The sequence below is a fragment of the Guyparkeria sp. TX1 genome (assembly GCF_046523965.1).
Lineage (GTDB): Bacteria > Pseudomonadota > Gammaproteobacteria > Halothiobacillales > Halothiobacillaceae > Guyparkeria.
The window spans coordinates 1,179,514-1,206,244 of the sequence record NZ_CP144142.1 but is presented as its reverse complement, the minus strand read 5'-3'; the positions used below and the strand labels follow the sequence as shown (position 1 = coordinate 1,206,244).

Annotated in this window: 22 protein-coding genes and 1 tRNA gene; 6 read left to right on the top strand and 17 right to left on the bottom strand. The window is 65.4% G+C overall.

All coding sequences use genetic code 11. From position 1 onward, the window contains the following. Positions 1-4 precede the first annotated feature (4 nt). Together VWP12_RS05620 and ovoA are read right to left on the bottom strand one after the other, a co-directional pair. On the bottom strand, positions 5-1,243 hold the full coding sequence (locus VWP12_RS05620) for a MalY/PatB family protein (RefSeq protein WP_410473324.1): 1,239 nt from the start codon (positions 1,241-1,243) through the stop codon (positions 5-7). Beyond that, complete coding sequence (gene ovoA, locus VWP12_RS05615) at positions 1,240-3,372, bottom strand: 5-histidylcysteine sulfoxide synthase (protein ID WP_410473323.1); 2,133 nt, start codon at positions 3,370-3,372, stop codon at positions 1,240-1,242. The genes VWP12_RS05620 and ovoA overlap by 4 nt, the downstream gene beginning before the upstream one ends. Before the next feature lie 230 nt (positions 3,373-3,602). On the opposite strand from ovoA, the gene VWP12_RS05610 reads away from it, so the two are divergent. Both VWP12_RS05610 and VWP12_RS05605 read left to right on the top strand, forming a co-directional pair. Continuing rightward, positions 3,603-4,058, top strand: a complete 456-nt coding sequence (locus VWP12_RS05610) for a methyltransferase family protein (RefSeq protein WP_410473322.1) — start codon at positions 3,603-3,605, stop codon at positions 4,056-4,058. Between the two features lie 205 nt (positions 4,059-4,263). Then, complete coding sequence (locus VWP12_RS05605; RefSeq protein ID WP_410473321.1) at positions 4,264-8,280, top strand: EAL domain-containing protein; 4,017 nt, start codon at positions 4,264-4,266, stop codon at positions 8,278-8,280. An 83-nt stretch (positions 8,281-8,363) separates the two neighbouring features. Here VWP12_RS05605 and VWP12_RS05600 read toward each other — a convergent pair. The 7 genes from VWP12_RS05600 to VWP12_RS05570 form a co-directional block, all read right to left on the bottom strand. Then, a tRNA-Arg gene (locus tag VWP12_RS05600) sits at positions 8,364-8,440 on the bottom strand. A gap of 81 nt (positions 8,441-8,521) precedes the next feature. After that, a complete protein-coding gene (gene pgm, locus VWP12_RS05595; RefSeq protein ID WP_410473320.1) occupies positions 8,522-10,168 on the bottom strand; it encodes a phosphoglucomutase (alpha-D-glucose-1,6-bisphosphate-dependent) in 1,647 nt (548 codons plus the stop codon). Positions 10,169-10,296: 128 nt separating this feature from the next. After that, positions 10,297-11,262 (bottom strand): bifunctional enoyl-CoA hydratase/phosphate acetyltransferase, encoded by a 966-nt coding sequence (locus tag VWP12_RS05590; RefSeq protein WP_410473319.1) that lies wholly within the window; start codon positions 11,260-11,262, stop codon positions 10,297-10,299. A gap of 63 nt (positions 11,263-11,325) precedes the next feature. After that, positions 11,326-11,934 (bottom strand): SMC-Scp complex subunit ScpB, encoded by a 609-nt coding sequence (gene scpB, locus VWP12_RS05585; RefSeq protein WP_410473318.1) that lies wholly within the window; start codon positions 11,932-11,934, stop codon positions 11,326-11,328. Continuing rightward, the gene (locus VWP12_RS05580; protein WP_410473317.1) at positions 11,931-12,773 is read right to left on the bottom strand and encodes a segregation and condensation protein A; all 843 of its coding nucleotides are present in this window, start codon (positions 12,771-12,773) and stop codon (positions 11,931-11,933) included. The genes scpB and VWP12_RS05580 overlap by 4 nt, the downstream gene beginning before the upstream one ends. A gap of 7 nt (positions 12,774-12,780) precedes the next feature. Further along, positions 12,781-13,437, bottom strand: a complete 657-nt coding sequence (locus VWP12_RS05575) for a site-2 protease family protein (RefSeq protein ID WP_410473316.1) — start codon at positions 13,435-13,437, stop codon at positions 12,781-12,783. 7 nt (positions 13,438-13,444) lie between these two features. Then, on the bottom strand, positions 13,445-14,062 hold the full coding sequence (locus tag VWP12_RS05570; RefSeq protein WP_204742132.1) for an L-threonylcarbamoyladenylate synthase: 618 nt from the start codon (positions 14,060-14,062) through the stop codon (positions 13,445-13,447). Between the two features lie 186 nt (positions 14,063-14,248). Here VWP12_RS05570 and VWP12_RS05565 point away from each other — a divergent pair, with 186 nt between their 5' ends. From VWP12_RS05565 to VWP12_RS05550, 4 genes are all read left to right on the top strand, one after another. After that, the gene (locus VWP12_RS05565) at positions 14,249-14,827 is read left to right on the top strand and encodes a septation protein A (RefSeq protein WP_410473315.1); all 579 of its coding nucleotides are present in this window, start codon (positions 14,249-14,251) and stop codon (positions 14,825-14,827) included. A gap of 34 nt (positions 14,828-14,861) precedes the next feature. Then, positions 14,862-15,167, top strand: a complete 306-nt coding sequence (locus VWP12_RS05560; protein ID WP_410473314.1) for a YciI family protein — start codon at positions 14,862-14,864, stop codon at positions 15,165-15,167. Between the two features lie 65 nt (positions 15,168-15,232). Continuing rightward, a complete protein-coding gene (locus VWP12_RS05555; RefSeq protein ID WP_125198324.1) occupies positions 15,233-16,309 on the top strand; it encodes a peptidylprolyl isomerase in 1,077 nt (358 codons plus the stop codon). 43 nt (positions 16,310-16,352) lie between these two features. Beyond that, on the top strand, positions 16,353-16,841 hold the full coding sequence (locus VWP12_RS05550; RefSeq protein ID WP_158611727.1) for a Crp/Fnr family transcriptional regulator: 489 nt from the start codon (positions 16,353-16,355) through the stop codon (positions 16,839-16,841). A gap of 85 nt (positions 16,842-16,926) precedes the next feature. Here VWP12_RS05550 and VWP12_RS05545 read toward each other — a convergent pair whose 3' ends face one another. The 8 genes from VWP12_RS05545 to nusA all read right to left on the bottom strand — a co-directional run bounded on the left by VWP12_RS05545 (position 16,927) and on the right by nusA (position 26,717). Further along, complete coding sequence (locus VWP12_RS05545) at positions 16,927-18,201, bottom strand: EAL and HDOD domain-containing protein (RefSeq protein ID WP_125198322.1); 1,275 nt, start codon at positions 18,199-18,201, stop codon at positions 16,927-16,929. 77 nt (positions 18,202-18,278) lie between these two features. Continuing rightward, on the bottom strand, positions 18,279-20,357 hold the full coding sequence (gene pnp, locus VWP12_RS05540) for a polyribonucleotide nucleotidyltransferase (protein ID WP_410473313.1): 2,079 nt from the start codon (positions 20,355-20,357) through the stop codon (positions 18,279-18,281). A gap of 223 nt (positions 20,358-20,580) precedes the next feature. Continuing rightward, on the bottom strand, positions 20,581-20,706 hold the full coding sequence (locus tag VWP12_RS05535; protein ID WP_410473312.1) for a hypothetical protein: 126 nt from the start codon (positions 20,704-20,706) through the stop codon (positions 20,581-20,583). Between the two features lie 40 nt (positions 20,707-20,746). Beyond that, entirely contained in the window at positions 20,747-21,016 is a 270-nt protein-coding gene (gene rpsO / locus VWP12_RS05530) for a 30S ribosomal protein S15 (RefSeq protein ID WP_125198320.1), read from the bottom strand. Positions 21,017-21,128: 112 nt separating this feature from the next. Continuing rightward, the gene (gene truB / locus VWP12_RS05525) at positions 21,129-22,052 is read right to left on the bottom strand and encodes a tRNA pseudouridine(55) synthase TruB (protein ID WP_410473311.1); all 924 of its coding nucleotides are present in this window, start codon (positions 22,050-22,052) and stop codon (positions 21,129-21,131) included. An 18-nt stretch (positions 22,053-22,070) separates the two neighbouring features. Further along, a complete protein-coding gene (rbfA, locus tag VWP12_RS05520) occupies positions 22,071-22,505 on the bottom strand; it encodes a 30S ribosome-binding factor RbfA (RefSeq protein WP_410473310.1) in 435 nt (144 codons plus the stop codon). Between the two features lie 10 nt (positions 22,506-22,515). Further along, on the bottom strand, positions 22,516-25,134 hold the full coding sequence (infB, locus tag VWP12_RS05515; protein ID WP_410473309.1) for a translation initiation factor IF-2: 2,619 nt from the start codon (positions 25,132-25,134) through the stop codon (positions 22,516-22,518). Positions 25,135-25,223: 89 nt separating this feature from the next. Then, complete coding sequence (gene nusA / locus VWP12_RS05510; protein WP_125198316.1) at positions 25,224-26,717, bottom strand: transcription termination factor NusA; 1,494 nt, start codon at positions 26,715-26,717, stop codon at positions 25,224-25,226. Positions 26,718-26,731: the final 14 nt, after the last annotated feature.

The following is a 26,731-nucleotide window of genomic DNA, read 5'->3' as shown; positions in this document are numbered from 1 at the left end:
GTCGTTAGGCGGGCCTCTGCCGACTCGCCATCCGCTTTTCCCAGGCCTCGCGCAGTTGTGCCATGGCCCGATCGATGACACGCGTCGGCGTAGCGAGATTGATGCGCATGTAGCCGCGACCCGGCTCGCCGAAGATGATGCCCTGGCTCAGCCCAAGCCCCGCCTCGTCGATAAAGAAGCGCTGCAGTGCCCGATCCTCGGGGTCCGAGGCCGCGTCCGACAGCCCCATGCCGCGGCAATCCAGCCACAACAGGTAGGTGGCCTCGGGTGCCATCGGCTCGATCGGTAGATCGCGGACCGCCTCAATCACCCGGTCGCGATTGCCGGCGACGTGCCGCATCAATTCGGCCGGCCAATGGGCGCCCTGCGTGTAGGCGGCTTTCAACGCCGTCAGCCCGAACACCGACCCCTCACCCAGGTGCATCCCGCGGCACTCGCGATCGAAGCGCTTGCGGACCTGGGGATCGGGGATCACGGCATAGCCACCGCCGATGCCGGCGGTGTTGAAGGTCTTGCCCGGCGCGGTGACCGTGAACCAGCGACAGCCGAACGCATCGGCCACCCGGGCAAAGGGCGTGTGCCGGATGCCCGGGTAGGTCAGGTCCATGTGGATCTCGTCACTGATCACCATCACGTCGTGGCGGGCGCAGATGGCCGCGACCTCGCCGAGCTCCGCCTCGTTCCAGGCCCGTCCGCCCGGATTGTGCGGATTGCAGAGCAACAGCATCTCGGCGTCCCGTGCCTGCTGTTCCAGCGCCTCGAAATCCATCTGGTAACGCCGACTGCCGTCCGGCGAGTCGCGCTCGACCAGCCGGTTCTCGACCAGTTCACGCCCTTGGTCGCGCACCACCTGGAAGAACGGAAAGTACACCGGTGGCTGAATGATGACGCGCGCCCCGGGGCTCGTGAAGGCGCGGATCGCCATCGCCATCGCCGGCACCACGCCGGGCACGGGCACGATCGCCTCGGGACCGACAGGCCAGTCGTGCTGACCGGCCAGCCAGCCGGTGATCGCCTCGACGTGCTCGGAGGTGGGCTTGGCGTAGCCGAAGGCGCCGTCGGCGAGCCGCTCGGCCAGGGCTTCGGTGACAAAGTCCGGCGCCGGGAAATCCATGTCCGCCACCCAGAGCGGGATGACGTCGTCACGGCCGAAGATCTCGCCGCGGCGATCGTACTTCTCGCAACCCGAGCCCGGGTACTGGGCCAGGCGGGTGAAATCGGTCGACGGTTGGCGCGCACTCATCGGCGTGCCCAGACCGTCACCTGACTGACCGTATGCTGGTAGCGCCGTGCCGTGTCACGGATGACGAACGGGATGTCCGCGGGCTCGCCCACCAGCTCGAAGTTCGGCTCCAGGCGCTTGAGCAGCGTGTCGAGGGTGCTCACCGGTCGGCCATCCTCATCGATATAGCCACCGAGCCAGCGCTCGCGCGGCGTGACCTCCTCGAGCCAGGTGTAGGGCGAGGCCAGCACCAGCAGGCCGCCGGCATTGATGCGCCCGGCGATGTCGTCGAGGAACTTGCCCGGGTCGTAGAGCCGGTCGATCAGGTTGCCCGCGAGCACCAGGTCGTAGCCGGTGAAGTGCGGCTTCATGTTGCAGGCATCCTGCTGCCAGAAGTCGATGTTGTCGCGCGAGTCCAGGCCCAACGCGGCCAGCGAGGCGGCCCGGTCCTCGGTCAATTCACCCTCGGTGGGCAGCGCGTAGGCGATCTGGCCGTCGTCGAGCATCGCCTGGGCGATCTGGATAAAGCGCGCTGAGAAATCGAGCCCGGTGACCGAGTCAAAGTGTGGCGCGAGCTCGAAGGTCGCCCGACCGGTGGCGCAGCCGATATCGAGTGCCGCGCCGTGGTTGCGCCCTTCCATCTGGCGCAGGGCGTACTCGGCCAGTGCCCGCGGGAAGTTGGCCACGCCGAAGTACGAGCGACCGTAGTGGAAGTCGCAGTACTGCGCGAGCTGCGCGTCGGTCTCGTAGTAGCTCTCGTCCTTGGAGGCCGGCGGGCGTACCGGCTCGCCCTCGACGTAGCGGAAACCGGCGTGCTGGAAGAAGTGCCGGCGGAAGGCATAACGCGCATCACGCGTCGCCTCGTTGCCGGTCGAGATCCACGAGCCGCCCTTGATCAGGTTGTGCTGGTTGTCGAAGGTCGGCACGGAGAAGTCGTCGTAGATCGGGTGCGGCTCGAAGCCCTCAAAGGCGTCGATGGGCGTCTCGGTCCACTGCCAGACGTTGCCGATCACGTCATAGAAGTCGCCCTGGGCGAATCGGTTCACCGGGCAGGCCGAGGCCCAGTATTCGAGGTTGATGTTGCCCGGCGCCCGCTCGCCCCATTCGGGCTCGTCGGGCACGCCGGCCACCTGGCGCAGGCGCTCGTACTCCGGTTCGGTGGGCAGGCGGATGGACTTGCCGGTGGTCTCGGCGAGCCAGTTGCAGAAGGCCTTGGCCTCGAGATAGTTGACGTCCACCGGCCAGTCCCAGGGCATGTCGATCTCGCGGGTCATGGTCCGATAGCCCCAGGAGTCACCCCGCGGCACCCAGAAGATCGGATGGGCCGGGCCACGGAAATCCAGCCAGCGGCGCCCCTCCTCGGTCCACCACTCGGGCGTCTCGTAGCCGCCGGCCTCGACGAAGGCGAGGAACTCGGCATTGGACACCTGCATGCGGCTGGCTTGGAAGGTGTCGACGTGCGTCGCCAAACGGCCGTATTCGTTGTCCCAGCCGTACAGGGGCGCATCGTGCGACTTGCCCTGCACCACGGTGCCACCGGTGACGTCGAGCAACTCGTTCACCGGCGCGGCCGCCGGTTCGGCCACGGCCGTGTCGCAGATCGGCCAGTCGTCGTGCGGGCGCACCCACTCGAGGTCGAGCTGGCGAATCAGCACCGAAGACGTCTCCAGATGAATACGCTCATGCTCGATGCCCATGAAGATCGACCAGGTGGGATGGTCGTCCCAACGCACCGGCGGGCTCCAGTCAAGCTCCGTGATCAACTGATCGACCCGTTCGCGTACCTTGCGCCGATAATCGCGCACGCGCTCGACCGAGGGCCAGTCGTAATGCGCGTCGTTGAGGTCATCCCAACTCATCTCGTCGACACCGATGGCAAACATGCCCTCCAGCGTCGGATCGATGCGCGTGGTCGCCTTCGCCGTGACCAACTTGTTGATGTAGAAGGTGGCCGTGTGGCCGAAGTAGAAGATCAGCGGGTGGCGCAGCGGCTCGGGCCGCTCGTAGAAGGCCTGATCGTCGGTAAGCACCTCGAACAGGTTTTCGTAGATATCCATGGTGCGATGGAAATACGCGCGCACCGCTTCTCGCTTGCTCTCGACATCCGTACCGGTCAGCAATACCGAGCGGCTCTTGAGTCTGGACAACATGGCGATCCTCTCTTCGGGAACGTTTAGATGAGGTTTCCTTGAATACACGCGGTCCGACACCGTTACCGGCGTGTTCGTGGTCAAGGGAAGTCCTCAACGAATCTGCTACCGACTTTAGGCCATGGCCCGCCACGTATAAACCACGCCAAGCACCGCAGGATGTCATTCCGGTCGCGAGCGCACTAGACTGCGAACAGACACATTCCTCAATCCGCGGTAGAAGGCCTGCCATGCTTACCAAGCTGATACCCCCGCCGGTCGTCCTGCTCATCGGCATCGCCCTCGTCTACGCCCTGTCGAAGGCCTGGCCCGCCGCCACGCTTGACGGCTCCTGGCTGACCTGGCTTGCCGGCGTACTGTTCGTTGGCGGCGGCGCGCTGATGCTGGCCGCGGTGATCTCGTTGTGGCAGGCGCACACCACCATCAACCCGATCCACCCCGAACGCACCCGCCATCTGGTCACCAGCGGCATCTACCGCTTTAGTCGCAACCCGATCTACCTCGGCGATGCGCTGCTGCTCGCCGGCGTGGTCTGCTGGTTCAGTCACCCGGCCGGGCTTGTCGTGGTTGGCGCGTTCGTCTGGTTCATCGACCGTTTCCAGATCCGCGGTGAAGAGCGGGCCCTGGCGCAGCGATTCGGTGCCGGCTATTCCGCCTACCGCGCCCGTACCCGCCGCTGGATTTAAGCGCCCAAGCCGCCACTGAGGCCATCGGTACCAATAACCCATCAAAAAACTTTGATTTGAGTCCAGGCCGACAAACAATTAGCGTGGCTCAACATTTAGCCGTGCCCCCGGAGCACCGCGCGACTGCCTTGGAAGGGTTGCCCCGATCCAAGGTGTACGCACCAAGAAAAGATCCAATAAACCACCGGTGCACTCCCAGGACCAGATGACGCCCGCCGCCGACAGCCCGTTACTGACCAAGTCCTACCTGCTGATGGTGGTAGCCGCGTGCCTGACGATAGGTACGGTGGGCCTGCTCGCGCCACTGTTGATCACCAGCCCGGGGCCTCTGGGCCTGCCCCTGCCCCGTGAGAGCGCTCTGGCGGCCTTGCTTGCCGGCATCGGTCTGGGGGCCCACCTGCAAGGCTGGCGCCTGCTGCACACCGCGGCCGGCGGGACGCTCCTGCTGCTGGTGGGCTACAGCCTTGTCGTCCATGGCATCCACGCGCCCGCCGCCATGGATGCAATCCACAGCGGTCACGATCACCTCTCCGTCGAAGCGGCCCTGCTGCTGATCGCCATTGCCATCTGCCTGATGATCCCCGGTGGTTCGCGTCTGGTCCGCCGTCCCTGGCGCTGGGTCGGCACCCTGATGCTGTTCCTGGGTGGCATATCGGCGTTCTGGATGCTGCTGGGCAATTCGCCCTGGCTCCAATTCCAGTCGACAACCGCCTGGGTGGCGGTGCTGTTCACGCTGCTGTTCGGCGGCGCAATGCTGCTCGCCAGCCGCCTGCGCCAAACCGACCTCAAGGAACTGGGCTCCGTCGCGGTGACAGCCGGCCTGGTCGGCTCGCTACTCGCGGCCTTGGCGTGGTACGAGCTGTCCTTGGTTCACAATCGCGACCTGCAGGCCATTGGCGAGGCCCAGCTCGACCAGGTCGAAGGTATCGGTCAGCAGGTACTCACCGACCGCGTCAGAACGCTGGGACGTCTTGCCGAGCGCTGGCAGTTGATCGGCCGCCTGCCCACCGCCGAGTCGATCCGCGAGCGCGAGGCAGACACCTACATGCGGGACATGGAAAGCCTGCAGGTGATCGCCATGCTGGACGATCAACAGCAGGCGGTGTGGCATTCGAGCCGTGGCCCCAGCGGCAGCGATCTGCTCGACGAATTGCTTTCACAGCAGGACACCCGACACTGGCTATCCGAGCCCCGACCCTCTCCGCGATTGCTGTTGCTGGCCGACACCCCGTCCCATGGCAACAGCACCAGCCTCGTTGCCGTGCCCATGGTCAATCCGCAACGGCGTGAACAGCAATTTCTCGCCCTGCTCGATTTCAACCACTTGCTCAAGAGGGCGATGCGGCCGACTACCCAGCCGCTCGCCGTACACCTCGATTTCGCCGACGGTGCCCACATCGAGCTCTACACCGATCCGACGCAGCACGACCATCAGACAGTTCTTGCGCAACGGGATTTGACGCTGCCCTTCGGCCCCTCCCTGACGGCCACCAGTTATCTCGAGGATGGACAACAACCGGCCATCGCCTCCGTGCTGCCGTCGGCGGTCGCCCTGGTGGGTCTGGCGATCACGCACCTGGTCGTCCTGTTGCTGGCGCTGGGGCTCAGTCGGCTCGAGCAGACCCGCCGGTTGTCGGCCGCCCGCCGCGAACTCGAATCCCAGCAGATCATCCAGCAGATGATCCTGCACTCCGAATCGCTCGAGCACACGCTGGTCTCGGTGTGCGAGTTGATGGAGGAGCATAATCCCGACTCGCGCTGCTCGATCATGCTCAGCGACGAGAGCGGCGAGAACCTCCATCTCGCCGCCGCCCCCAGCCTCAATGCGGCCTACCGGGCGGCCATGACCATGATTCCGATTACCGACCTCGGCACCTGTGGTACATCGGCCCACCGCCGGGAGCCGGTGTTCACGGAGGACATCGCCCAGGACGAGCGCTGGGCCGGTTTCGCCGAACTGGCAACCGAGAATGGCCTGCGTTCCTGCTGGTCCTACCCCCTTCTATCCTCCGATGGCCAGGCACTCGGCACCTTTGCCAGCTACCGCAGCGTGCCGGGAATACCGTCTCAGACCCATCGCCGCCAGATTGCCCGGGCGGCGGATCTGGTCTCGCTGGCGATCGAGCGTCACCGCGATCGCATCGCCCTCGAGGAAAACGAGCAACGCTACCGTTCGCTGTTCGCCTACAACCCCGACGCGGTGTTCTCGCTGGACAGCAACGGGCGGCTCCGGACGTTCAATCACGCCACCGAGACCATGCTCAACCGCCCCTCCGACGAGCTTTCCGGGCAGTCGTTGATCGAGTTGATCGACGCAAGCGAATGCCAAACAATCCAAAAGGCGGTTGATCGCACCCTGCGTGGACGGACCCAGGTCGCCGAGTTGACCGTCACCCACGACGACGCCAGCCGGCACGAATTTGACGTCACCTTCCTGCCCATGGTGATCAACGGCCGCATCGAGGCGGCCTATGGCATTGCCAAGGACATCACGATCCGCAAGCGCCAGGAGCGACGCCTGCGCACGCTCGAGCGCAGCGTCGAGGCAAGCATTCATGGCGTCATCATCGCCGATGCCAGAAAACCCGACCTGCCGATCGTCTACACCAACGCCGCCTTTACCCAAATCACCGGCTACCGGGCCGAGGAGGCGTTAGGCCGCAACTGCCGCTTCCTGCAAGGTGAACAGACCGACCCGGCCGCCATCGACCAGATTCGCCTGGGACTGGCCAAGAAACAGCCGGTCCGCGTGTTGCTGCGCAACTACCGCAAGGACGGCACCCAGTTCTGGAACGAGTTGCATATCGCCCCGGTCGAAGACGAGCACGGCGAGGTCACTCACTTCATCGGGCTGCAGAACGACGTCTCGGCACACAAATCCTACGAGGCCCAGCTGGCCTTCAACGCCACCCATGATGCGCTGACGGGCCTGGGCAACCGGTCCCTGTTCGAGGATCGCCTGCAGCACACCGTCGAGCTCACCCGCCGTCGCGCCACCCGGGTGGCGGTGCTGTTCATCGATCTCGACGAGTTCAAGCCGATCAACGACAGTCTGGGCCACGCCATAGGCGACAAGATTTTGATCGAAGTGGCACGCCGGCTCGAAGGCCAGATGCGGGCGGAAGACACGCTGGCTCGTTTCGGTGGCGACGAGTTCGTCACGCTGCTCGCCGACATCGACGGCGAGGACGAGGCGCTGATGGTCGCCGAGCGGCTGCTGCCGGAGATCGGTCGTCCCTACCGCATCGACGAGCACGAGCTGTACCTGAGCGCGAGCATCGGCATCGCTATCAGCGAGCCGGACATGCAGAATCCAGGCACCCTGATCCAGCAGGCCGACATGGCCATGTACCGGGCCAAGCAACAGGGGCGCAACACCTGCCAGATCTTCAACGAGGAAATCGATAGCCAGGTGCGTCAGCGGGTGGGGCTTCGCAACGACATGCAGGAAGCGCTGGAGCGCGGTGACTTCCAGGTCTTCTACCAACCGCTGGTGCTGGGCGAGGAACGCCGCATTGCCGGACTCGAGGCCCTGCTGCGCTGGCACCACCCGACTCACGGCTGGATCTCGCCGGCCACCTTCATTCCGCTCGCCGAGGAAACCGGCCAGATCATCCCGCTGAGCGAGTGGGTCCTCGAACGCGCCTGTCGTGACATGAAGACCCTGGCCGATCTCGGCATGGCCGAAGGCCGGATGGCGATCAATCTCTCGCCGATCCAGTTCAATCGCCCCAACTTCCTTGCCACCATTCGGCGAATGCTCGAGCTCAGCGGGTTGCCGGCCAACCGGCTGGAACTCGAACTGACCGAGGGCATCCTGATGAACGAGACCGAAACGGCCATCGAGACCCTGCACCAGCTGCGTGACAGCACCATCAGCGTCTCGATCGACGATTTCGGCACCGGTTTCTCCAGCCTGAGCTACTTGAAGCACCTGCCGATCGACAAGATCAAGATCGACCGCAGTTTCATCAGCGGCGTGGAACACAGCGCCGACGACGCGGCGATCGTGCAGGGGGTAATCTCGATGGCACACCACCTGGGCATCAAGGTGGTCGCCGAGGGGATCGAGACCGAGGCCCAGCGCGACATCCTGGTCGGCTGGGGGTGCGACATCCTGCAGGGTTATCTGTTCGCCAGGCCGATGCCGCTCGACGAACTCACCCGCTGCCTGCGAAACGACCAGCAGATCGCCGATCACCTCGACCCGCCCACGTCATAAAACTTGCCCTGAGCGCAAGAAAAACGCCCCCGGAGCAGCGCTCGCGGGGGCGTTTTTCTTGGCGACAGGCAAGTCGCCGTATCTGGTGCGCCCGACAGGATTCGAACCTGTGACCTTCGGCTTCGGAGGCCGACACTCTATCCAGCTGAGCTACGGGCGCGTTCTTGGTGAGGAGGCCTCACCAGGCAAGGGCGGCATGATAGCGGCTTGGCCGCCTCACGTCCATGGGACGCCCGGGTTCTTACCCGTTTAGCGCGTCACCGACCACCTGCTCGGCCTGGGCGAAGATTTCCTCGAGGTGGCCCGGGTCACGGAAGCTCTCGGCGTAGATCTTGTAGATCGGTTCGGTCCCGGAGGGGCGCGCGGCGAACCAGCCGTTGGCCGTCTCCACCTTGAGCCCACCGATCGGCGCGTCGTTACCGGGGGCCCGGGTGCGGATACCGGTGACCGTCTCGCCGGCCAGGGTGTCGATCGCAAGGCTGTTCGGGTCAAGTGCCTTGAAGCGCTCCTTCTGCTCGACGCTCAGGCCGGCATCGCGACGGGCGTAGAACGGCTGACCATACTGATCGATCAGGCGATTGAAGCGCGCCCAGACATCCTCCCCAGTCACCGCGAGGATCTCGGCGGCCAACAGCCCCATGGTCAACCCGTCCTTGTCGGTATTCCAGACCTCGCCGTTACGGGCCAGGAAGGTCGCCCCGGCCGATTCCTCGCCACCGAAGCCCAACCAGCCGTCGGTCAGGCCCGGCTGGAACCACTTGATGCCCACCGGCGTTTCATAGACTTCGCGCCCCAGTCCGCCGGCGACACGATCGATCATCGAGCTCGACACGATCGTCTTGCCCACCTTGAGATCACCTCGCCAGTCGGGTCGCTGGCCGAACAGGTAGTCGATCGCAACCGACAGGAAGTGGTTGGGATTGATCAACCCGCCTTCGGGGCTGACGATGCCGTGACGGTCGGCATCGGTGTCGTTACCGAAGGCCACATCGAAGCGGTCCTTGATCTTGAGCAAGTCCGCCATCGCGTACGGCGAGGAGCAGTCCATGCGGATCTTGCCGTCGTGGTCCAGCGGAATGAACCGGAAATCGGGCTCGATCTGGCGATTGACGACGGTCAGGTCGAGGCCGTAATGCTCGGCGATCGGCTCCCAGTATGGCAGCCCCGCCCCACCCATCGGATCGACGCCGATCGACACGCCGGCACGGGCAATCGCCTGCATGTCCACCACCGTGTCGAGTGCCTCGACGTAGGGACGGATGAAATCGACGCCGTGGGCGGCATCGCCCTTGATCGCGCGGTCGAATGGCTGACGGGAGATGGCCTGCCAGTCCGCCAGCAACTCGTTGGCACGACGCTCGATCCAGCCGGTGGCCTCGGTATCCGCCGGGCCACCATGGGGCGGGTTGTACTTGAAGCCGCCGTCACCCGGCGGGTTGTGCGAGGGCGTCAGGATGATGCCGTCACAACGCGCTCCACCCTGGCCACGTTGCCGGTTGGCCGCAATGATCGCCTGGGAAATTACCGGCGTGGGGGTGGGGGCATTGTCGTGCTGATAGCGAAACGGCACACCGGCGGCCGCTAGCACCTCGATGCAAGTCATGAACGCCGGCCAGGCCAGCGCATGCGTGTCGAAACCGATCAGGATCGGCCCGTCGATCCCCTGGCTGCGGCGGTACTCGACCAGCGCGGCGGTCACCGCGGCAATGTGGGCCTCGTTGAACGAGCCGGTCAAGCTCGAGCCGCGATGGCCCGAGGTACCGAAGGAAATGCGTTGCGACGGGTCCTCCACCAGCGGTTCGCCCTGGTAATAGGCACTGATCAGACGTGGCACGTCGACGAGAAAGTCACGGGGCGCGGTCTGGCCGGCAAGTTCGTGCAATGGCATGAATAGAGAATCCTTCGGCTGTACGGTCTTAGACGTCGTGAAAACGTTGAAACGGATGGGATCGAGGTCGGTGGCCCAGAGTTCCTTGGGCTCTGGCGGCAATGGTCTGGACCGACATCGGCCCTGCCTCAATGCGGCAGATGGCCACAACTGCCGGCCTCGAACGGCGGCAGCGGGTCGACCTGCGCCTGGCGATGGGCGGCTACGCGTGCCAGAGCCAGCGAGGCGATCCGCACCTGTTCGGGATCGGCCCGCGAGGTGAGCACCACCGGCACGCAGGCGCCCAGCACGATGCCGGCAAACCGCGCCCCGGCCAGGTACTCGAGGTCCTTGTAGAGGATATTGCCTGAGACCAGATCCGGAACCAACAGGATGTCGGCGTGGCCCGCCACGGGACTGATCAGGCCCTTGATGCGCGCCGACTCGCCCGAGATCGCCGTGTCGAAGGCCAACGGCCCGTCGATCTGCGCATGCGCGATCTGGCCGCGCTCGCCCATCTTGGCCAGGCAGGCGGCATCCAGGGTCGAGGGAATGGCCGGGTTGACCATCTCGATCGCCGACAGGGCCGCCACCCGCGCGCGCTGGTTGCCCAACCACCAGGTCAGGTTGACCGCATTCTGCAGGATCTCGGCCTTGGCGCGCACGTCCGGCTGGATATTGATCGCCGCGTCGGTAATGAACAGGAGCTTGTGATAGCTGGCCATCTCGGCCATGAACACGTGCGAGATGCGCGGGCCGCGCCGCAGTTCGCGGATGATCGGCCGCAGGAACACGTCGCTGTGGATCGCCCCCTTCATCAGCAGACTCACCCGGCCGGACTCGACCGCATCGACCGCTGCTCGGGCGGCCTGTTCCGGACCGGGCGCATCGATGACCGGGAAGCTCACGCCTTGCTCGGCCATGAGCGCCTCGATGCGCGCGCCCCGGCCGATCAGCACCGGTTCGATCAGCCCGGCGTCGGCCGCGTGACGCGCCGCCTCGATGATATGCACCTCGTCGGCCCCGACCACGGCCGTCGGGGCCGGCGGCAGGGCACGCGCCTCCTGGATCAGCTGATCGAGACTGCGGATTTCATCGGCGGAATGCTGGGTCATGACCTCTCCCTGTCGGTAACGATGTGACAACCGGCGCGCCAATGTTCATTGGAAAACCTCCCATCACACGTCGATGTCGTCCTGGCCGGCGAAACGCTCGAAATCCGGCAGTTCCGCCAGCGAATTCAGGCCGAAGTCACTAAGAAACTCGCGCGTGGTCCCCAGCATCTCGGGCCGTCCCGGGCTGTCCTTGACGCCCAGGCTCCGCACCCAGCCCCGTTCGACCAGTTGCTTGAGGATCTGTGGATTGACCGCCACCCCGCGGGCTGCCTCGATCTCGCCACGGGTGATCGGCTGGCGCCAGGCGATCAATGCCAGCGTCTCCAGCGCCGCGCGGCTGAGCTTGGGCACCCGTCCGGGGTCACCCGCCTTAAGGTACGGGGCGACGGCGGCGGTGGCCACCAGGTGCCAGACGCGACGACCACTGACCTCGCGGGAGGCCAGCTCGATGAAGCGATGCGATTCCCACCGGGCGGCCACGCGAGTCAGCGTCGCCTCGAGCAGTTCCGGGGCGGTCTCCTGACCCACCATGGCGCCCAGCGCCTCCAGCGACAGCGGCTCGTCAACCGTCAGCAACAGGGCCTCGACCAGTTCGACCAGCCCCTCGGGCGGCTCGCTGCCCGAGGATGCACGTCGGTCGGTGGGCATCGAGGGTGGCACCTTGTCGGTCATCGGGGCATTTCCTCCTCAACGGTCGGTTCGGTGGGCGAGCCGGCCAGGCGAAACAGGGTCACGGGGCCGAAGGGCTGTTCCTGCGACCAGTCGAGTGCGTGGGTGCGGGAGAGTTCCAGCACCGCCACGGTGGTCACGGCCACGCCCATCCGCCCCTCCTCGGGCCGGAACACCTCGGCCAGCTCACAACTCCTCCGGTCGGCCAGGGCATCGAGGATATCGGTCATGCGCTGTCGAATGGAAAGCCCCTCGGCGCGTACGTGGTGGGCACGACGCACGCTGCCCTCGCGCAGCAGGCCGTTCATCGCCGCGATCAGCCCGGCAAGATCGGCCGGCACCGCTGGCGCGGGCAGCTGCTCGGGCGGCTCGACCGACAGCGCGAACCAGTCGCGCCCGCGGCGAGGCTGTTCGTCGAGGAGACCGGCGGCCCGGGTGGTGCGCTCGTACTCGAGCAGGCGCTCGACCAGCTCGGCGCGCGGATCGAGCGGTTCCTCCTCGTCGTCCTCGCGCGGCTCGGGCGGCAGGAGCATGCGCGACTTGATCTCGGCCAGCCACGCGGCCATCAGCAGGTATTCGGCGGCCAGTTCGATCGCCATCGACTTCATCAGGGCGAGGTACTCGAGGTACTGCTCGGTCACCCGTGCGACCGGGATCTCGAGGATGTCGATGTTGTGCTTGCGGATCAGGTAGAGCAAGAGATCCAGCGGCCCCTCGAACTGCTCCAGCCAGATGGCCAGCGCATCCGCCGGAATGTAGAGATCCAGCGGCAGCTGTTCGAGTGGCTGCCCGGAAACACGCGGCGTGGCATCCGGCCAGCGACGCGAATCCGTTTGCGACATGTGACCTTCAGAAGACATGGATCAACGCATTGAACCAGCCGAGCAACGTGCCCATGATCGGCAGCAGGATCGCCGAGAGCACCCCGCTGACCAGCAGCACTACCACGATCGGCAACCCCCACGCCTCGAGGCGTGACAACCGGTCGCCCCAGCTCGCCGGCAGCACGGCCACCAGCATCCGTCCACCGTCGAGCGGCAGGATGGGCAGCAGGTTGAACACGGCCAGTATCAGGTTGATGAAGATCCCCACCTGCCCCATCAGGGCCAACGCTTCGGCGAAACGCATACCGCCGTCGAGCCCCTTCAACGCCAGCACGGTAACCAGCGCCCAGCCGAGCGCCATCAGAATATTGACCCCGGGGCCGGCCGCCGCCACCAGGAACATGCCGCGACGCGGGTTGCGCAGCCGGGCGGCATTGATCGGTACCGGCTTGGCCCAGCCGAACACGAACGGCGTGAACAGGTACATCAGCAGCGGCACGACGAGCGTGCCCAGCCAGTCGATGTGGGGGAGCGGGTTGAGTGTCAGTCGCCCGGCACGCTTGGCGGTGGGATCGCCCAGCGCGTTGGCGACATAACCGTGCGCCGCCTCGTGCACGGTCACCGCCAACAGGATCGGCAGGATGCCGATCGCGATCTTCTGCAGGAACGAGAGCTCCAGCACGCCCGGCTCAGTCCGCCAGTTCGGGCGGCACGCCGCCGAGCCCTTCGCGCTGGACCTCGAAATCCTCGCCGGTCAAGTCGAGCACCGTGCCCGGGATCTGCTCGAGAAAGCCCGCGCCGGCGATCAGGTCGACCTGGTTGGTGACCGCGGTCGGGAACAACTCCGGATCGTCCAGTGGTTCGTCGAGGTCCGGAATCACCAGAGAGGCGCTCAGGATCGGCGCGTCAAGGGCCTCGAGAATGGCGCGCAAGACCACCTGGGAAGGCACCCGCAGGCCGATCGAGCGCTTCTTCTCGTGCTGCAATCGCCTGGGGACCTCGCGCGTCGCCGGCAGAATGAAGGTATAGGGACCGGGGATGTGGGTCTTGAGAAAACGAAACTGAACATTATCCACCTTGGCATAGACGCCCAGTTCGGATAGATCACGCACCGACAGGGTCATATGGTGGATGCCATCGTCACGACGAATCTGCCCGATGCGCTCGATCGCGTTCTTGTCCTCCAGGCGGCAGGCAAGCGCGTAGCCCGAGTCGGTCGGTACGACCACGATCTTCCCGCGGGCGATCGCGTCGGCGGCCTGCTTGACGAAGCGTGGCTGGGGGGTCTCGGGATGGATGTCGAGCATTTTGGTCATGGCTGACCCTCGTGGCGTCGGATGGCAGTGGCGGCGGGCCCGGTTGACGGCTTGGGGGAGCGGGTCGCCAAACGGCTCGCTCCCCGCGCCCTCACGCCCATGTTAGTGTACTGCAAGCGGCCGCGGGCACGTCCTGCCGCCCTCGATTCCAGGCTCCTTACCGTTACGCGAGACACGATGAAATTCCTGTTCGACTTCTTCCCCATCCTGCTGTTCTTCGGTGCCTACCACCTGGAGGGTATCTATGTCGCCACCGCGGTGGCCATGGTGGCCTCGGTGGTGCAGATCGCCGCCGGCTGGCTGATGTGGCGCAAGGTCGAGCGGATGCACTGGGTTTCGGCCGGGTTGATCGTCCTGTTCGGCGGCATGACGCTGATCCTGCACAACCCGCTGTTCATCATGTGGAAGCCCACCATCCTCAACTGGCTGTTCGCGCTGGTGTTCCTCGGCAGCGCGTTCATCGGCAAGAAGCCGCTGGTCCAGCGGATGATGGAGCACATCATCCAGGTACCCAAGGCCATCTGGCACCGGGTCAACTGGGCCTGGGTGGGTTTTTTCGTGTTGTCGGGGTTGGCCAATATCCTGGTCGCCTACCAGTTTTCCGAGGCGTTCTGGGTCAACTTCAAGCTGTTCGGCTTGATGGGCATGACCTTCGTGTTCATGATCCTGCAGGGGCTCTATCTCGGCCTGTATGCCGAACGCCCGGCCGAGGTCGAGGCGGAGACCGGCCCTCAGGACGGTGACGAACGCCCCTGATCGCTCCCGGACGGCAACAGAGGACGCACCGCCAATGCAATGGTTTATGATCGTGGCCAATGACGTGGCCGACAGCGCCCCGCTGCGGGCAAAGCACCGCGACGCCCACCGTGCGCGCATCGAGTCGATGACCAGCGAGGGCCGCATCCTCACCGCCGGCCCCCTGCCGATCGACCCCGCCGACCCCGAACGGGGGCTGTCAGGCAGCCTGATCGTCGCGGCCTTCGAAAGCCTGGATGCGGCTCGCTCCTGGGCCGAGGCCGACCCGTTCCACGCCGGCGGGGTCTACGCATCGGTCGACGTCCGACCCTACAAGCCGATTTTCGGTGCCACCGGCTAGTGCCAGACGGCACCACCCAACAAAACGAACAACGAACCACACCAAAAAAACCAAAGGACCCTCTCATGGATAGCAACCCGACCACCGATCGCATCCCGCACCGTCGCCACCGCCTCGCGATCGCGCTGAGCGCGGGGCTGTTGCTCAGCGCCGGTGCGATGACCGGCTGCAGCGACGACCGCCCGCAGTCCGCCGAGAAGACCCCGCTGGGCCAGCAGAGCGCTCCGGCCGGCTCATTCGACACCATCGAAGGAGGCGAGGTGATCGCCCGCATCAACGGCTCACCGCTCTACCGCGAGAACCTCGAGGTGGTGAAGGAGAATCTAGGCGCCGAGGTGCCCGAGGATCGGCTGGTAAGCCGCATGGTCGAACTACGCCTGCTGGCCAACCGCGCCCGCGAACAGGGCCTCGACAGTGACCCGCGTACCCAGGCGCGCGTTCAGAACGCGATCGACAACCAGCTCGCCAACGCCTATCTCATGAACTACATGACCGAGATGGAATTGAGCGAAGCGGACGTCGAGGCCGCTTATGAGCGCGAACTGGAGGCCCTGGGCGAAGAGACCCAGTACCGCGCCATGCACATCCTGGTCGAGGACGAGGAAACGGCCCGCGAGCTGATCGCGGAGCTCGACGAGGGCGGCGACTTCGGCGAGCTGGCCCAAGAGCACTCCAAGGACACCGGTTCGGGTGAAAATGGCGGCGATCTGGGCTGGTTCTCCCTCGACCAGATGGTCGAACCGTTCGCCGAGGCCGTTGGTTCCCTGGAGCCGGGGCAGCGTGCCGAGGACCCGATCGAGACGCGGTTTGGCTGGCACATCGTGCAGCTCGAGGAAACCCGCCCGATGCCCCAGCCGACACTCGAGCAGATGCGTCCGGAGCTGGAAGATCGGGCCCGGCGTGATGCCATCAACGACATGATCGCCGAGCTGCGTGAATCGGCCAATGTCGAGATTCTCACCAGCGACGTCCGGTCGATGGTCGAGCGCGACGGCAATGAGGCCCAGGTGGACGACGATACCGATGCCGCTGAAGAGGCCGAGGACGACGCCAGCGAAGAGGCCGCGGACGACGCCGAGAAAGCCGGAGATGACGCCGACATGGGCAATCTCCCGGCCGAGCCGCTCAAGGCCATGCCCTGAACCGCGGGCTACGCCCATCCGTCAAACGGCAACAGGAAAGACCATGACGAAACAAGTCGTAAACGGCGAGGAGCTCAAGCAGACCGCGCTGGGCCAGGAACTCAACGATGATCAGTGCCGCCTGCTCGCCAACGTATGCACGCGTCGTGCGGTGGCCAACGGAGAGATACTGTTCGAGGAAGGCCACAGCAGCAACACGCTGTTCGTCGTCGTCCAGGGGCGATTCGCGGTCAGCCGTGATACCGGCCGCGGATTCTCCGACACGCTGCACCTGCTCGAGACCGGGCAACTCGCGGGCGAGTCGGGCTTTCTCGACGGCACGCCGCACAGCGCAACCCTGCGCGCCGTCGGCGACGCGCACGTGGTGATGCTCGACCGGGCTCACCTCGAGTCGTTGCTGGTCGACCACCCGATTCTGGTATACAAGGTGATGCGCGCGATCGTGCACAGCGTGCGCGAGATCATTCGGCGCATGAACCGTCAGCACAGCGAACTGTTGAGCTATATCAACCCGAGCATCGGCCGGTTCTGACCCGGCCGGACATCCGGATGCAGAAAGGGCCGTGATCCGACGATCACGGCCCTTTTTTCTTGTCGGGAGGCGAGCGCGCCGAATGTCAGGGGCTGCCGAGCGACTCCCTTAATGCCTCGTCCCACCGCACGGCATCGAGATAGCAGTTCGGAGCCACCTCGTTGAGCGAGGAGACCGCGGTCTCGCCATCGGCCTCGAGCCACTGGCCCTTCTCGTAGAAGCGAACGTACTCGAGCAATTCCCCGAGACTTCCCTGCCCTTCCAGCAGGGCCTTCGCGATGTCGTCGGTCAGCGGCAACTCCTCGATCAACTGCGCGAGTGGCTGGTTGTAAAAGGCATCGAGATTGGAAAACAGCCCGACCAGGAAGGCGGTCGGCGGATTCGCCAGCCGGCTTTGTGCCGCCAGGAGTTCGGCAAAGCGCGCCCGGATCATGGTGTTGTGGATCAAAGCCGGCGGCTTGCCATCCACGCCCGTGAGCGCCGATAGGTAGACCAGGCTGCGCACCGCCTTGAGCCCCAGCAGACGCACCGCCTCCTCGACCGAGTCGACCTGGCGACGCAGGCCGATGGCGGCCGAGTTGACCAGCCGCAACAACCGATAGCTCAAGGCCAGATCGGTGTTGATGCGTTCGACGATCTCGCCCATGGAGGCCTCGTCGTCCTGCAACAGGATCAGCAGCCCCATCAGGTTCGCCTTGGAGGCACGCACGGTCGGCCGCACCACCACCTCGGGCCGGGAGACGAAATGCCCCTGGAAGTAATCCACCCCGGCCTCGCGCAGCCGATCGTAGACGTCCCACTCCTCGACCTTCTCGGCGATGACCTTGACCCCGACCCGGCGCGCAGCGGGCAATGCCGCAATGATCCGGTCCACCCCCACCTCCAGCACGTCGAACTTGACGTAATGGCACTCGGCCACGCAGGGCTTGTCGATCAATTCGGGCGAGAAATCATCCAGGGCGACGCGGTAACCGGCCTTCTTCAGGCGCTTGATGGCCTCGGCAGTCTGCTCATCGCACTCGATCGTCTCGAGGACCTCCAGCACCACCGACGGGGCGACGATCCCTTCCAGCACCTCACTGAAGAGCATCTTCCCCGGCACGTTGATGAATGCCTGCTTGCCACCGACCAGGCTGTCGAGACCGATCTCGCTCAGGGCGTTGAGTACGGTCGACGCCGTCGCCTGGTTCGAATTGCCGATTCGGGCCACCTGGTCCGCATCCGCCGCCCGATAGAGCAGCTCGTACCCGATGGTGTTGAGATCGGCATCGACGATCGGCTGGCGCGCGAGGCGCACCGACTGAACGATCCGTTGGACCGCCTCGTCGCTGGGGGGATTGTGATCGGCCTGTTGTGCCATGACGGTGCTACGACTTGTCTCGTGGGCGCCCGACGTATCGAATTCCGGGCATGATAGCCATCATACCCGCAGCCAACCTATGCGGAGAAACGCATGGTCAGGCGCAGGCGTCCCTGCCGATCGACCTCGAGCAGCTTGACGTTCACCTCGTCGCCCTCGTTGACGATGTCAGTGACCTTCTCCACCCGACCTTCGGCCATCTCGGAGATGTGCAGCAAGCCGTCCTTGCCCGGCGCGATGTTGACGAACGCCCCGAAGTCGACCACGCGCACCACCTTGCCGTGATAGACCTTGCCCACCTCGAGCTCCGCGGTCAGTTCCTCGACCCGGCGGCGGGCCTCTTCGGCGGCCTCGCCGTTGGGCGCGGCGATGGTGACCAGCCCGTCCTCGCTGATGTCGATCTGGGTTCCCGTCTCCTTTGTCAGCGCCTGGATGGTCGAGCCGCCCTTGCCGATCAGGTCGCCCTTGCGCTCGGGATTGATGCGCACAGTGATAAAACGCGGTGCGTGCGAGGACAGATCCGTGCGGGCCTCGGCCAGCGCCTCGTTCATGCAGCCGAGGATGTGACTGCGCCCGGCCCGTGCCTCGCGCAACGCCTCTTCCATGATCTCGCGGTTGATGCCCTCGATCTTGATGTCCATCTGCAGGGCATTCACGCCCTCGGCCGTGCCCGCAACCTTGAAGTCCATGTCGCCGAGGTGGTCCTCGTCGCCGAGGATGTCGGTCAGCACGACGAACCGCTCGCCTTCCTTGATCAGGCCCATGGCGATGCCGGCCACCGGCGACTTCATCGGCACGCCGGCATCCATCATGGCCAGCGAGGCACCGCAGACGGAGGCCATCGAGGACGAACCATTGGACTCGGTGATCTCTGAGACGACCCGGATGGTGTAAGGAAACTCTTCGGCCGGCGGCAAGGCGGCCATCACGCCACGGCGAGCGAGGTTGCCGTGACCGATTTCGCGACGCTTGGGTGCGCCGAAGCGGCCGGTCTCGCCCACGCAGAACGGCGGGAAGTTGTAATGGAACAGGAACGGCTCCTTGCGCTCGCCACCCACTGCATCGATCAGCTGCGCGTCGCGCGCGGTGCCGAGCGTGGTGACCACCATCGCCTGGGTCTCGCCGCGGGTGAACAGCGCCGAGCCGTGGGCACGCGGCAGAAAGCCGGTGCGAATGCTGATCGGTCGGACGGTACGGGTGTCGCGCCCGTCGATGCGCGGCTTGCCGGCGAGGATGTCGCCTCGGACCACGTCGGACTCGATGCCCTTGACCAGGCCATCGATCGTCTTCTCGGTGACCGGCGGCTCGACCGTCTCGTCGACGAACCGCTCTCGGATCTGGCCGCGCAACTGCCCCAAACGCCCACCGCGCTCGGCCTTGTCGGCGATCTGGTAGGCCGACTCGATCTCCGAGCGGAAGGCCGACTCGATCTCGGCGGCCAGCGCCGAGTTGTCGGCCGGCGGGGTCCATTCGATCGTCGGGCGACCGGCCTCGGCGGCGAGGGCCTCGATCGCCTCGATGGCCGCGTCCATCTGCTCATGGCCGAACATGACCGCATCGAGCATGACGTCTTCCGGCAGCTGGTCGGCCTCGGACTCGACCATCAGCACGGCCTTGTCCGTGCCGGCAACCACCAAGTCGAGGCGTGACTCGGTCAGTTGCGCCGGGCTGGGGTTGAGCACGAACTCGCCGTCAATATGCCCGACTCGCGCGGCACCGATCGGGCCGGCAAACGGTGCCCCCGAGAGCGACAGGGCGGCCGAGGCGCCGATCAGGGCCGGAATCTCGGAGTCGACCTCGGGGTCAAGCGAGAGCACCTGAGCGATGACCTGCGTCTCGTGGGTGAAGCCCTTGGCGAACAGCGGGCGTACCGGACGGTCGATCAGGCGTGCAACCAGGGTCTCTCCCTCGGTCGAGCGACCCTCGCGGCGGAAGAAGCTGCCCGGCACCCGTCCGGCCGCGTAGAACTTTTCCTGGTACTCGATCGTCAGGGGCAGGAAATCCTTGGACGGATCCGCGGTCGGCGCGACCACTGCGGTGACCAGCACCACCGTCTCGCCCATGGTGACCATGACCGCCCCGCTGGCTTGCCGCGCGATTTCGCCGGTCTCCAGGGTGACGGTGTGTTGACCGTACTCGAAGGATTGCTTGCTCACTGCCACGCTTGGCTCCTGACGTATCAAATGTATTCGATGGGCGGCGAGACGATCGGCTGACCACCTCGCAAACAAAAAACCCGCCGCAATGCGACGGGTTTAGGGAAACTCTGCACGAATGCCATGCCGCTCTGCGCGTCTTGAGCCGGGCAGATGCAAGGCGTTCGTCCGCCGCGAAAGAGTGATCCTCTTTCCAAGGACGACAACATAGCAGATGTCTGGCTCAAGATGCGCCCTCCGGGGCCTGGCGAGCCGCCCGTGCTCCGCGTTGCGCCGTCTTGACGTGGCCACCGGCACGCCAGCGACGACGCGCCTTGATCACGAACGGCTCGACAGGCCAGAGCCGCATGCCATTCGTGCAGAGTTTCCCACGTGTAACCGGGATGCGCTTACTTGCGCAGGCCCAGCTTCTTGATCAAGTCCTGGTAGCGGGTGAGGCTCTTGGACTTGAGGTAGTCGAGCATCTTGCGACGCTGGTTGACCAGCTTGAGCAGGCCACGGCGGGAGTGGTGATCCTGCTTGTGGGTCGCGAAGTGCTCGGTCAGGTGCGTGATCCGCTGGGTCAGCAGCGCGACCTGGACTTCCGGGGAGCCGGTGTCGTTCGCGTCTTTGCCGAACTCGGCAACGATATCAGCGGTAGTCTTTTCGTTCAGGGACATGGGAACTCTCCTATCTGCCTGGGTGAAGCTTTAAAAGTCCATCACGGGTCAGTCGTTCAAGCCTGTTGCCTGAAGGCCACCGTCCCGCAATGCGTTTGGGCGCTTGCGCCCCTTACAACGCCGCGAACAATCGTCGCGGCGCGGTTCGCCCGTCATCCAGCACTTCCCCCATACCCAGGAAGAGGTCGTCAGGTGCATAGAGTCGAAACCACCCGGTTTGTGGCGCGTTGGGCACAAACACCGGATGACCATGGCGAATTGGTGTGACACTGGTCGCGTCCAGCACGACGGCCGGATAGGCGCCCAGCGCCGAATCGATCGGGAGGATAACACGATCGAGGGACTCGATCCCGCCCTCGGCGGCGATCGTCTCGAGGTCCTCGAGCCGGTAGGTCGTCTGCTCGTCCATCGACCACGGGCCGAGCCCGATGCGGCGCAGTTCGGCAACCACCGCGCCGCAGCTGAGCGCCTCGCCGATATCCTCGACCAGCGTGCGAATGTAGGCGCCCTTGCTCGAGTGCACCCTCAGGGTGAACTCGGTGGACGAGAGCGCCTCGAGCGTTATCTCGTGGAAATCGATCGTGCGCGCCTTGCGCTCGACCGTCTTGCCCTCGCGGGCCAGTTCGTACAGGCGCTTTCCCTCGTGCTTGAGGGCCGAGTACATCGGCGGCACCTGCTCGACGCGGCCGCGAAAGCGGCCTAGCACCGCCTCCATCGCGTCATTGTCGATGGGCGGCACCTCGCGGGTTTCGATGACTTCGCCCTCGAGATCGCCGCTATCGGTTCTGGTGCCCAAGCGACCGGTGACCCGGTAGGTCTTGTCGGCGTCGAGCAGCAATCCGGAGATGCGCGTCGCCTGACCAAAGCAAACCGGCAGCAGCCCGGAGGCCGCCGGATCGAGACTGCCGGTGTGACCGGCCTTGGCGGCATCGAACAATCGGCGGACGCGCTGCAGCGCCTGGTTCGAGCTCAAGCCCAGGGGCTTGTCGAACAGGACGATGCCATTGATCTCGCGACCGCGACGTTTGCGTGCCATACGACGGACGAGACCGGCTCAGCGCCGGTCGTCTTCCTCGGACCCATTCCGATCGGCACCATGCTCGTCGGCGCCGTCGTCCTCGGCATCCCCATCCTTGTCGCGCACGGCCCGAATCAGGGCATCCATCTGCATGCCCTGCTCGATCGAATTGTCGAAGATGAAGGTCAGCTGCGGGACGATGCGCAGGCGCATCCGATGGCCCAGTTCACCCCGCAGGAAACCGGCCGCCTCGTTGAGCCATTGCTCGGCGATCGGCTGCTCGTCGGCGTTGAGCACGCTGTAGAAGATGCGCGCGTGGGCGAGATCACGAGATACCTCGCAGTCCGTGACCGTCAGCATGGTCAACGGCGCATTCGCCCCGCTGTCCACGCCGGAATCACGGATCAGTTCAGCGATCTCGCGCTTGATCTGGCCCGCCACGCGTTTGTGGCGCTGAAAACCCTGTGCCATAACGTCTGCCTTACAGGGTCCGCTGGACCTCAAAACGCTCGAATACCTCGATCTGGTCGCCGACCTTGACGTCGTTGTAGTTCTTCACGCCGATGCCGCACTCCATGCCGGAGCGAACTTCCTGGGCATCGTCCTTGAAGCGACGCAGCGACTCGAGTTCGCCCTCGTAGATGACGACGTTGTCGCGCAGGACGCGAATCGGGTTGTTCCGCTTGACCACGCCCTCGGTGACCATGCAGCCGGCGATCGCGCCCAGCTTCGGCGAGCGGAACACGTCGCGCACCTCGGCCAGACCGACGAACTTCTCCTGGGTCTCGGTGCCCAGCAGGCCGGTCATGGCCGCCTTGACGTCGTCGAGCATCTCGTAGATGACCGAGTAGTAACGGATCTCGACGTCCTGTTCACCGGCCGTCTTGCGCGCAGCGGCGTCGGCACGAACGTTGAAGCCGATGACGATCGCACTCGAGGTGGCCGCGAGGTTGATGTCCGACTCGTTGATCCCGCCCACGCCACTCATCAGGACGTTGACCTTGACGTCGTCGGTCGACAGCTTCTGCAGGCTGTCGCGGATGGCCTCGGCGGAGCCCTGTACGTCGGCCTTGACCAACACGTTCAGCGACTCGACCTCGCCTTCCTTCATTTGGTCAAACAGGTTCTCGAGCTTGGCCGCCTGCTGGGCCGCCAGGCGCGAATCACGCTGCTTGGCCTCGCGGAACTCGGCGATCTCGCGCGCCTTGCGCTCGTCCTCAATCACCACCAGTTCGTCACCGGCTTCCGGCGTGCCGGACAGACCGAGCACGACCACCGGGATAGACGGGCCGGCCGACTTGACCTGCTTGCCGTTCTCGTCGAGCAGGGCACGCACCCGGCCGTATTCCTTGCCCACGACCACGGTGTCGCCCTTCTTGAGCGTGCCGCTCTGCACGAGGATGGTCGCGACCGGGCCGCGGCCCTTCTCGAGCGAGGACTCGACCACGGTACCGATTGCGTGACCCTCGACCGGGGCCTTGAGCTCCTGGAGCTCGGCCTGCAGCAGGATCGCCTCGAGCAGCTGGTCGATGCCTTCACCGGTGTGCGCGGAGACGTGCACGAACTGCGTATCGCCGCCCCACTCCTCGGAAATCACTTCTTCCTGCGAAAGCTCGGCGCGCACCCGCTCGGGGTCGGCGCCTTCCTTGTCAATCTTGTTGACGGCCACCACCATCGGCACGTTGCCGGCACGAGCGTGGTGGATCGCTTCTTTGGTCTGCGGCATGACGCCGTCATCCGCCGCCACGACCAGCACGACCACGTCGGTGGCGCTCGCCCCACGGGCACGCATGGCGGTGAACGCCTCGTGGCCCGGGGTATCGAGGAAGGTGACGGTGCCGCGCGGCGTGTCGACGTGATAGGCGCCGACGTGCTGGGTGATGCCACCGGCTTCGCCGGCGGTCACCTTGGCGCGACGGATGTGGTCAAGCAGCGAGGTCTTGCCATGGTCGACGTGACCCATGACGGTCACGACCGGCGGACGCGGCATGGCCTCGCCCTGCTCGACCTGCTCGAGCGCCTCGTCCTCGATCGCGGTCTCGGACTCGGCGTGCGGCGTGTGCCCCATCTCCTCGACCACGAGGATCGCGGTGTCCTGATCGAGCACCTGGTTGATGGTGGCCATCACGCCCATGTTGAACAGGACCTTGACCACGTCGACGCCCTTGACGGCCATGCGTTGGGCCAGTTCCTCGACCGAGATCGACTCGGGAACATTGACGTCGCGAACGACCGGGGCGGTCGGCTTCTCGAAGGTGTGACGGGTGGCCACGGCCGTCTTGGAGGCCGCGCCCTTCTTGCCCTTCTTGCGGCGACGGCCGGCGCCGGCACCGAGATGGAGTTCTTCGCGGGCATTCTCGCGGGCATGACGGCCCTTGCCGCCATGCTTGCCGCGCTTGGGCTTGCCTTCGTCGGCAGAAACCGGGATACCCGGCGCCTCTTCCGGCATCGCCACAATGCGCAGACGCGACTTCTTCTTGCCGTCGTCCTTGTCTTCGCCAGCCTCGGCCGCCGCCTCTTCCGCGGGAGCGCTCTCCTCGGCCGCCGGCTCTTCAGCCGGCTGTTCCTCGGCGGCGGGCTCGACCGAATCGGCCGGTTCGGCAGCCGCCGGCTCCGGCTCGGCAGGCGACTCTTCGCGCTCGGCCGGCTCGGCCTCGGCGGTCGTGCTCGGCGTTTCTTCTACCGGCGGCGCGGCCTCGGCGGCCGGCTGCTCTTCCACCGGTGCCGCCTGGGTCACTTCCTCGGCCGGCTGCTCGGCTTGCTCGGTCTCTTCGGTCGGCTCGACCTCGTCACGCGAGACGTAGGTCTTGCGGCGACGATACTCGACCGCGACGGTCTTGCCGCCACGGGCACCGCCGCCGACCTTGATTTCCTGCTGGGAGCGACGCTTGAGCGTGATGCGCGAGGACGGCGACTTCGCCTCTCCCTCACCCGACGAGCGCGACTTGCGCAGATGGGCCAGCAGCTTCATCTTGTCGTCGTCACTGACACTGGCATCCACGGAGGCGACCGTCACGCCCGCTTCAGCCAGTTGCTCAAGCAGCCGTTCGGGGGTGGCGCCTACCACTTTTGCCAAATCTTTAACCGTGACCTCGGACATTAACGACTCCTGTGGTCCTGCAAACTATCGAATAGAGATTTCACGCCTCGGCACCTGCCGATGGCGACGGGCCGGTCTTCGCCGACCAATTAGGCGAACCAGGGTGCGCGTGCGGCCATGATCAGCCGCCCGGCAAGCTCCTCGTCCACGCCTTCGTATTCCGTCAACTCATCAATGGAAAGCTCGGCAACGTCTTCCGAGTCCTTGATGTTGTTCTCGCGCAGATTGGCGGCCAGTTCGGCCGTCATCCCGTCGAGCTCCTCGAGGGCCAGCGCCTCGCCGGAGGATTCGGTTTCCTCCTCGGCCTCGCCGCCACCGGCAATCGCCATGGTCAGCAATGCATCGCGTGCCCGGTTGCGCAGTTCCTCGACGATGCCCTCGTCGAAGCCCTCGACCTCGAGCAGCTCCTCGGTGGGCACGTAGGCGATTTCCTCGATGGTGGTGAAACCGGCCTCGACCAGCACCTCACCGACTTCCTGGTCGACGTCGAGCGCCTCCATGAACTGCTCGACGATGCGGCGCGTCTCGGTCTCGCCCTTCTCGATCGCCTGCTCTTCGCTCATGACGTTGATCTGCCAGCGCGTCAGCTGGCTCGCGAGCCGGACGTTCTGGCCACCGCGACCGATTGCCTTGGAGAGGTTCTCCTCGCTGACCGCCACGTCCATGCTGCCGGTGTCCTCGTCGACGACGATCGAGACGACCTCGGCCGGCGACATCGCGTTGATGACGAACTGGGCCGGGTTCTCGTCCCAGACGATGATATCAATCCGCTCACCGGAGAGCTCGTTGGTCACCGACTGGACCCGCGAGCCACGCATGCCCACGCAGGTGCCGACCGGGTCGATGCGCGGGTCATTGGAGAGCACCGCGATCTTGGCACGCAGGCCCGGGTCGCGGGCGGCGTTGACGATCTCGATCAACCCCTGGGAGATCTCCGGCACCTCGAGCTTGAACAGCTCGATCAGGAATTCCGGTGCCGTGCGGGAAACGAAGATCTGCGGACCGCGCGGCTCGTGGCGCACGTCGGTGACGTAACCACGCAGGCGATCGCCGGGACGGACGGCCTCGCGACCGATCATCTCGTCGCGCGGGATCATCGCCTCGGCATTGCCGCCCAGGTCCAGAATGACGTTGCCGCGATCGATGCGCTTGACCAGCCCCATGATCAGGGTGCCCTTGCGATCTTCGTAGGCTTCGACCACCTGGCGGCGCTCGGCCTCGCGCACCTTCTGCACGATCACCTGCTTGGCGGCCTGGGCGGCGATGCGGCCGAACTCGGCCGACTCGATCTCTTCCTCGATGTAGTCGCCGAGTTGCACCTCGGGGTCGTCCATCTGGGCGGCCTCGAGAATCATTTCGCGCTCGGGATGCTCGGAGGTTTCACCCTCGACCACCAGCCAGCGACGGAAGGTGCGGTAGCTGCCGTCTTCGCGGTCGATCTCGACGCGCGTCTCGATGTCACCGCCGTGACGCTTGCGCGCTGCCTGGGCAAGCGCAGCCTCGATCGCCTCGAAGATCACGTCGCGATCGACGCCCTTCTCGTTGGAAACCGAATCGACGACAAAAAGGATTTCTTTGTTCATGTTGCTAGCCAGAT

Coding starts and splice junctions, on each gene's coding strand:
- VWP12_RS05620 (WP_410473324.1), bottom strand. CDS start 1,243: ATGAGTGCGCGCCAACCGTCGACCGATTTCACCCGCCTGGCCCAGTAC.
- ovoA (WP_410473323.1), bottom strand. CDS start 3,372: ATGTTGTCCAGACTCAAGAGCCGCTCGGTATTGCTGACCGGTACGGAT.
- VWP12_RS05610 (WP_410473322.1), top strand. CDS start 3,603: ATGCTTACCAAGCTGATACCCCCGCCGGTCGTCCTGCTCATCGGCATC.
- VWP12_RS05605 (WP_410473321.1), top strand. CDS start 4,264: ATGACGCCCGCCGCCGACAGCCCGTTACTGACCAAGTCCTACCTGCTG.
- pgm (WP_410473320.1), bottom strand. CDS start 10,168: ATGCCATTGCACGAACTTGCCGGCCAGACCGCGCCCCGTGACTTTCTC.
- VWP12_RS05590 (WP_410473319.1), bottom strand. CDS start 11,262: ATGACCCAGCATTCCGCCGATGAAATCCGCAGTCTCGATCAGCTGATC.
- scpB (WP_410473318.1), bottom strand. CDS start 11,934: ATGACCGACAAGGTGCCACCCTCGATGCCCACCGACCGACGTGCATCC.
- VWP12_RS05580 (WP_410473317.1), bottom strand. CDS start 12,773: ATGTCGCAAACGGATTCGCGTCGCTGGCCGGATGCCACGCCGCGTGTT.
- VWP12_RS05570 (WP_204742132.1), bottom strand. CDS start 14,062: ATGCTCGACATCCATCCCGAGACCCCCCAGCCACGCTTCGTCAAGCAG.
- VWP12_RS05565 (WP_410473315.1), top strand. CDS start 14,249: ATGAAATTCCTGTTCGACTTCTTCCCCATCCTGCTGTTCTTCGGTGCC.
- VWP12_RS05560 (WP_410473314.1), top strand. CDS start 14,862: ATGCAATGGTTTATGATCGTGGCCAATGACGTGGCCGACAGCGCCCCG.
- VWP12_RS05555 (WP_125198324.1), top strand. CDS start 15,233: ATGGATAGCAACCCGACCACCGATCGCATCCCGCACCGTCGCCACCGC.
- VWP12_RS05550 (WP_158611727.1), top strand. CDS start 16,353: ATGACGAAACAAGTCGTAAACGGCGAGGAGCTCAAGCAGACCGCGCTG.
- VWP12_RS05545 (WP_125198322.1), bottom strand. CDS start 18,201: ATGGCACAACAGGCCGATCACAATCCCCCCAGCGACGAGGCGGTCCAA.
- VWP12_RS05535 (WP_410473312.1), bottom strand. CDS start 20,706: ATGCGGCTCTGGCCTGTCGAGCCGTTCGTGATCAAGGCGCGTCGTCGC.
- rpsO (WP_125198320.1), bottom strand. CDS start 21,016: ATGTCCCTGAACGAAAAGACTACCGCTGATATCGTTGCCGAGTTCGGC.
- truB (WP_410473311.1), bottom strand. CDS start 22,052: ATGGCACGCAAACGTCGCGGTCGCGAGATCAATGGCATCGTCCTGTTC.
- rbfA (WP_410473310.1), bottom strand. CDS start 22,505: ATGGCACAGGGTTTTCAGCGCCACAAACGCGTGGCGGGCCAGATCAAG.
- infB (WP_410473309.1), bottom strand. CDS start 25,134: ATGTCCGAGGTCACGGTTAAAGATTTGGCAAAAGTGGTAGGCGCCACC.
- nusA (WP_125198316.1), bottom strand. CDS start 26,717: ATGAACAAAGAAATCCTTTTTGTCGTCGATTCGGTTTCCAACGAGAAG.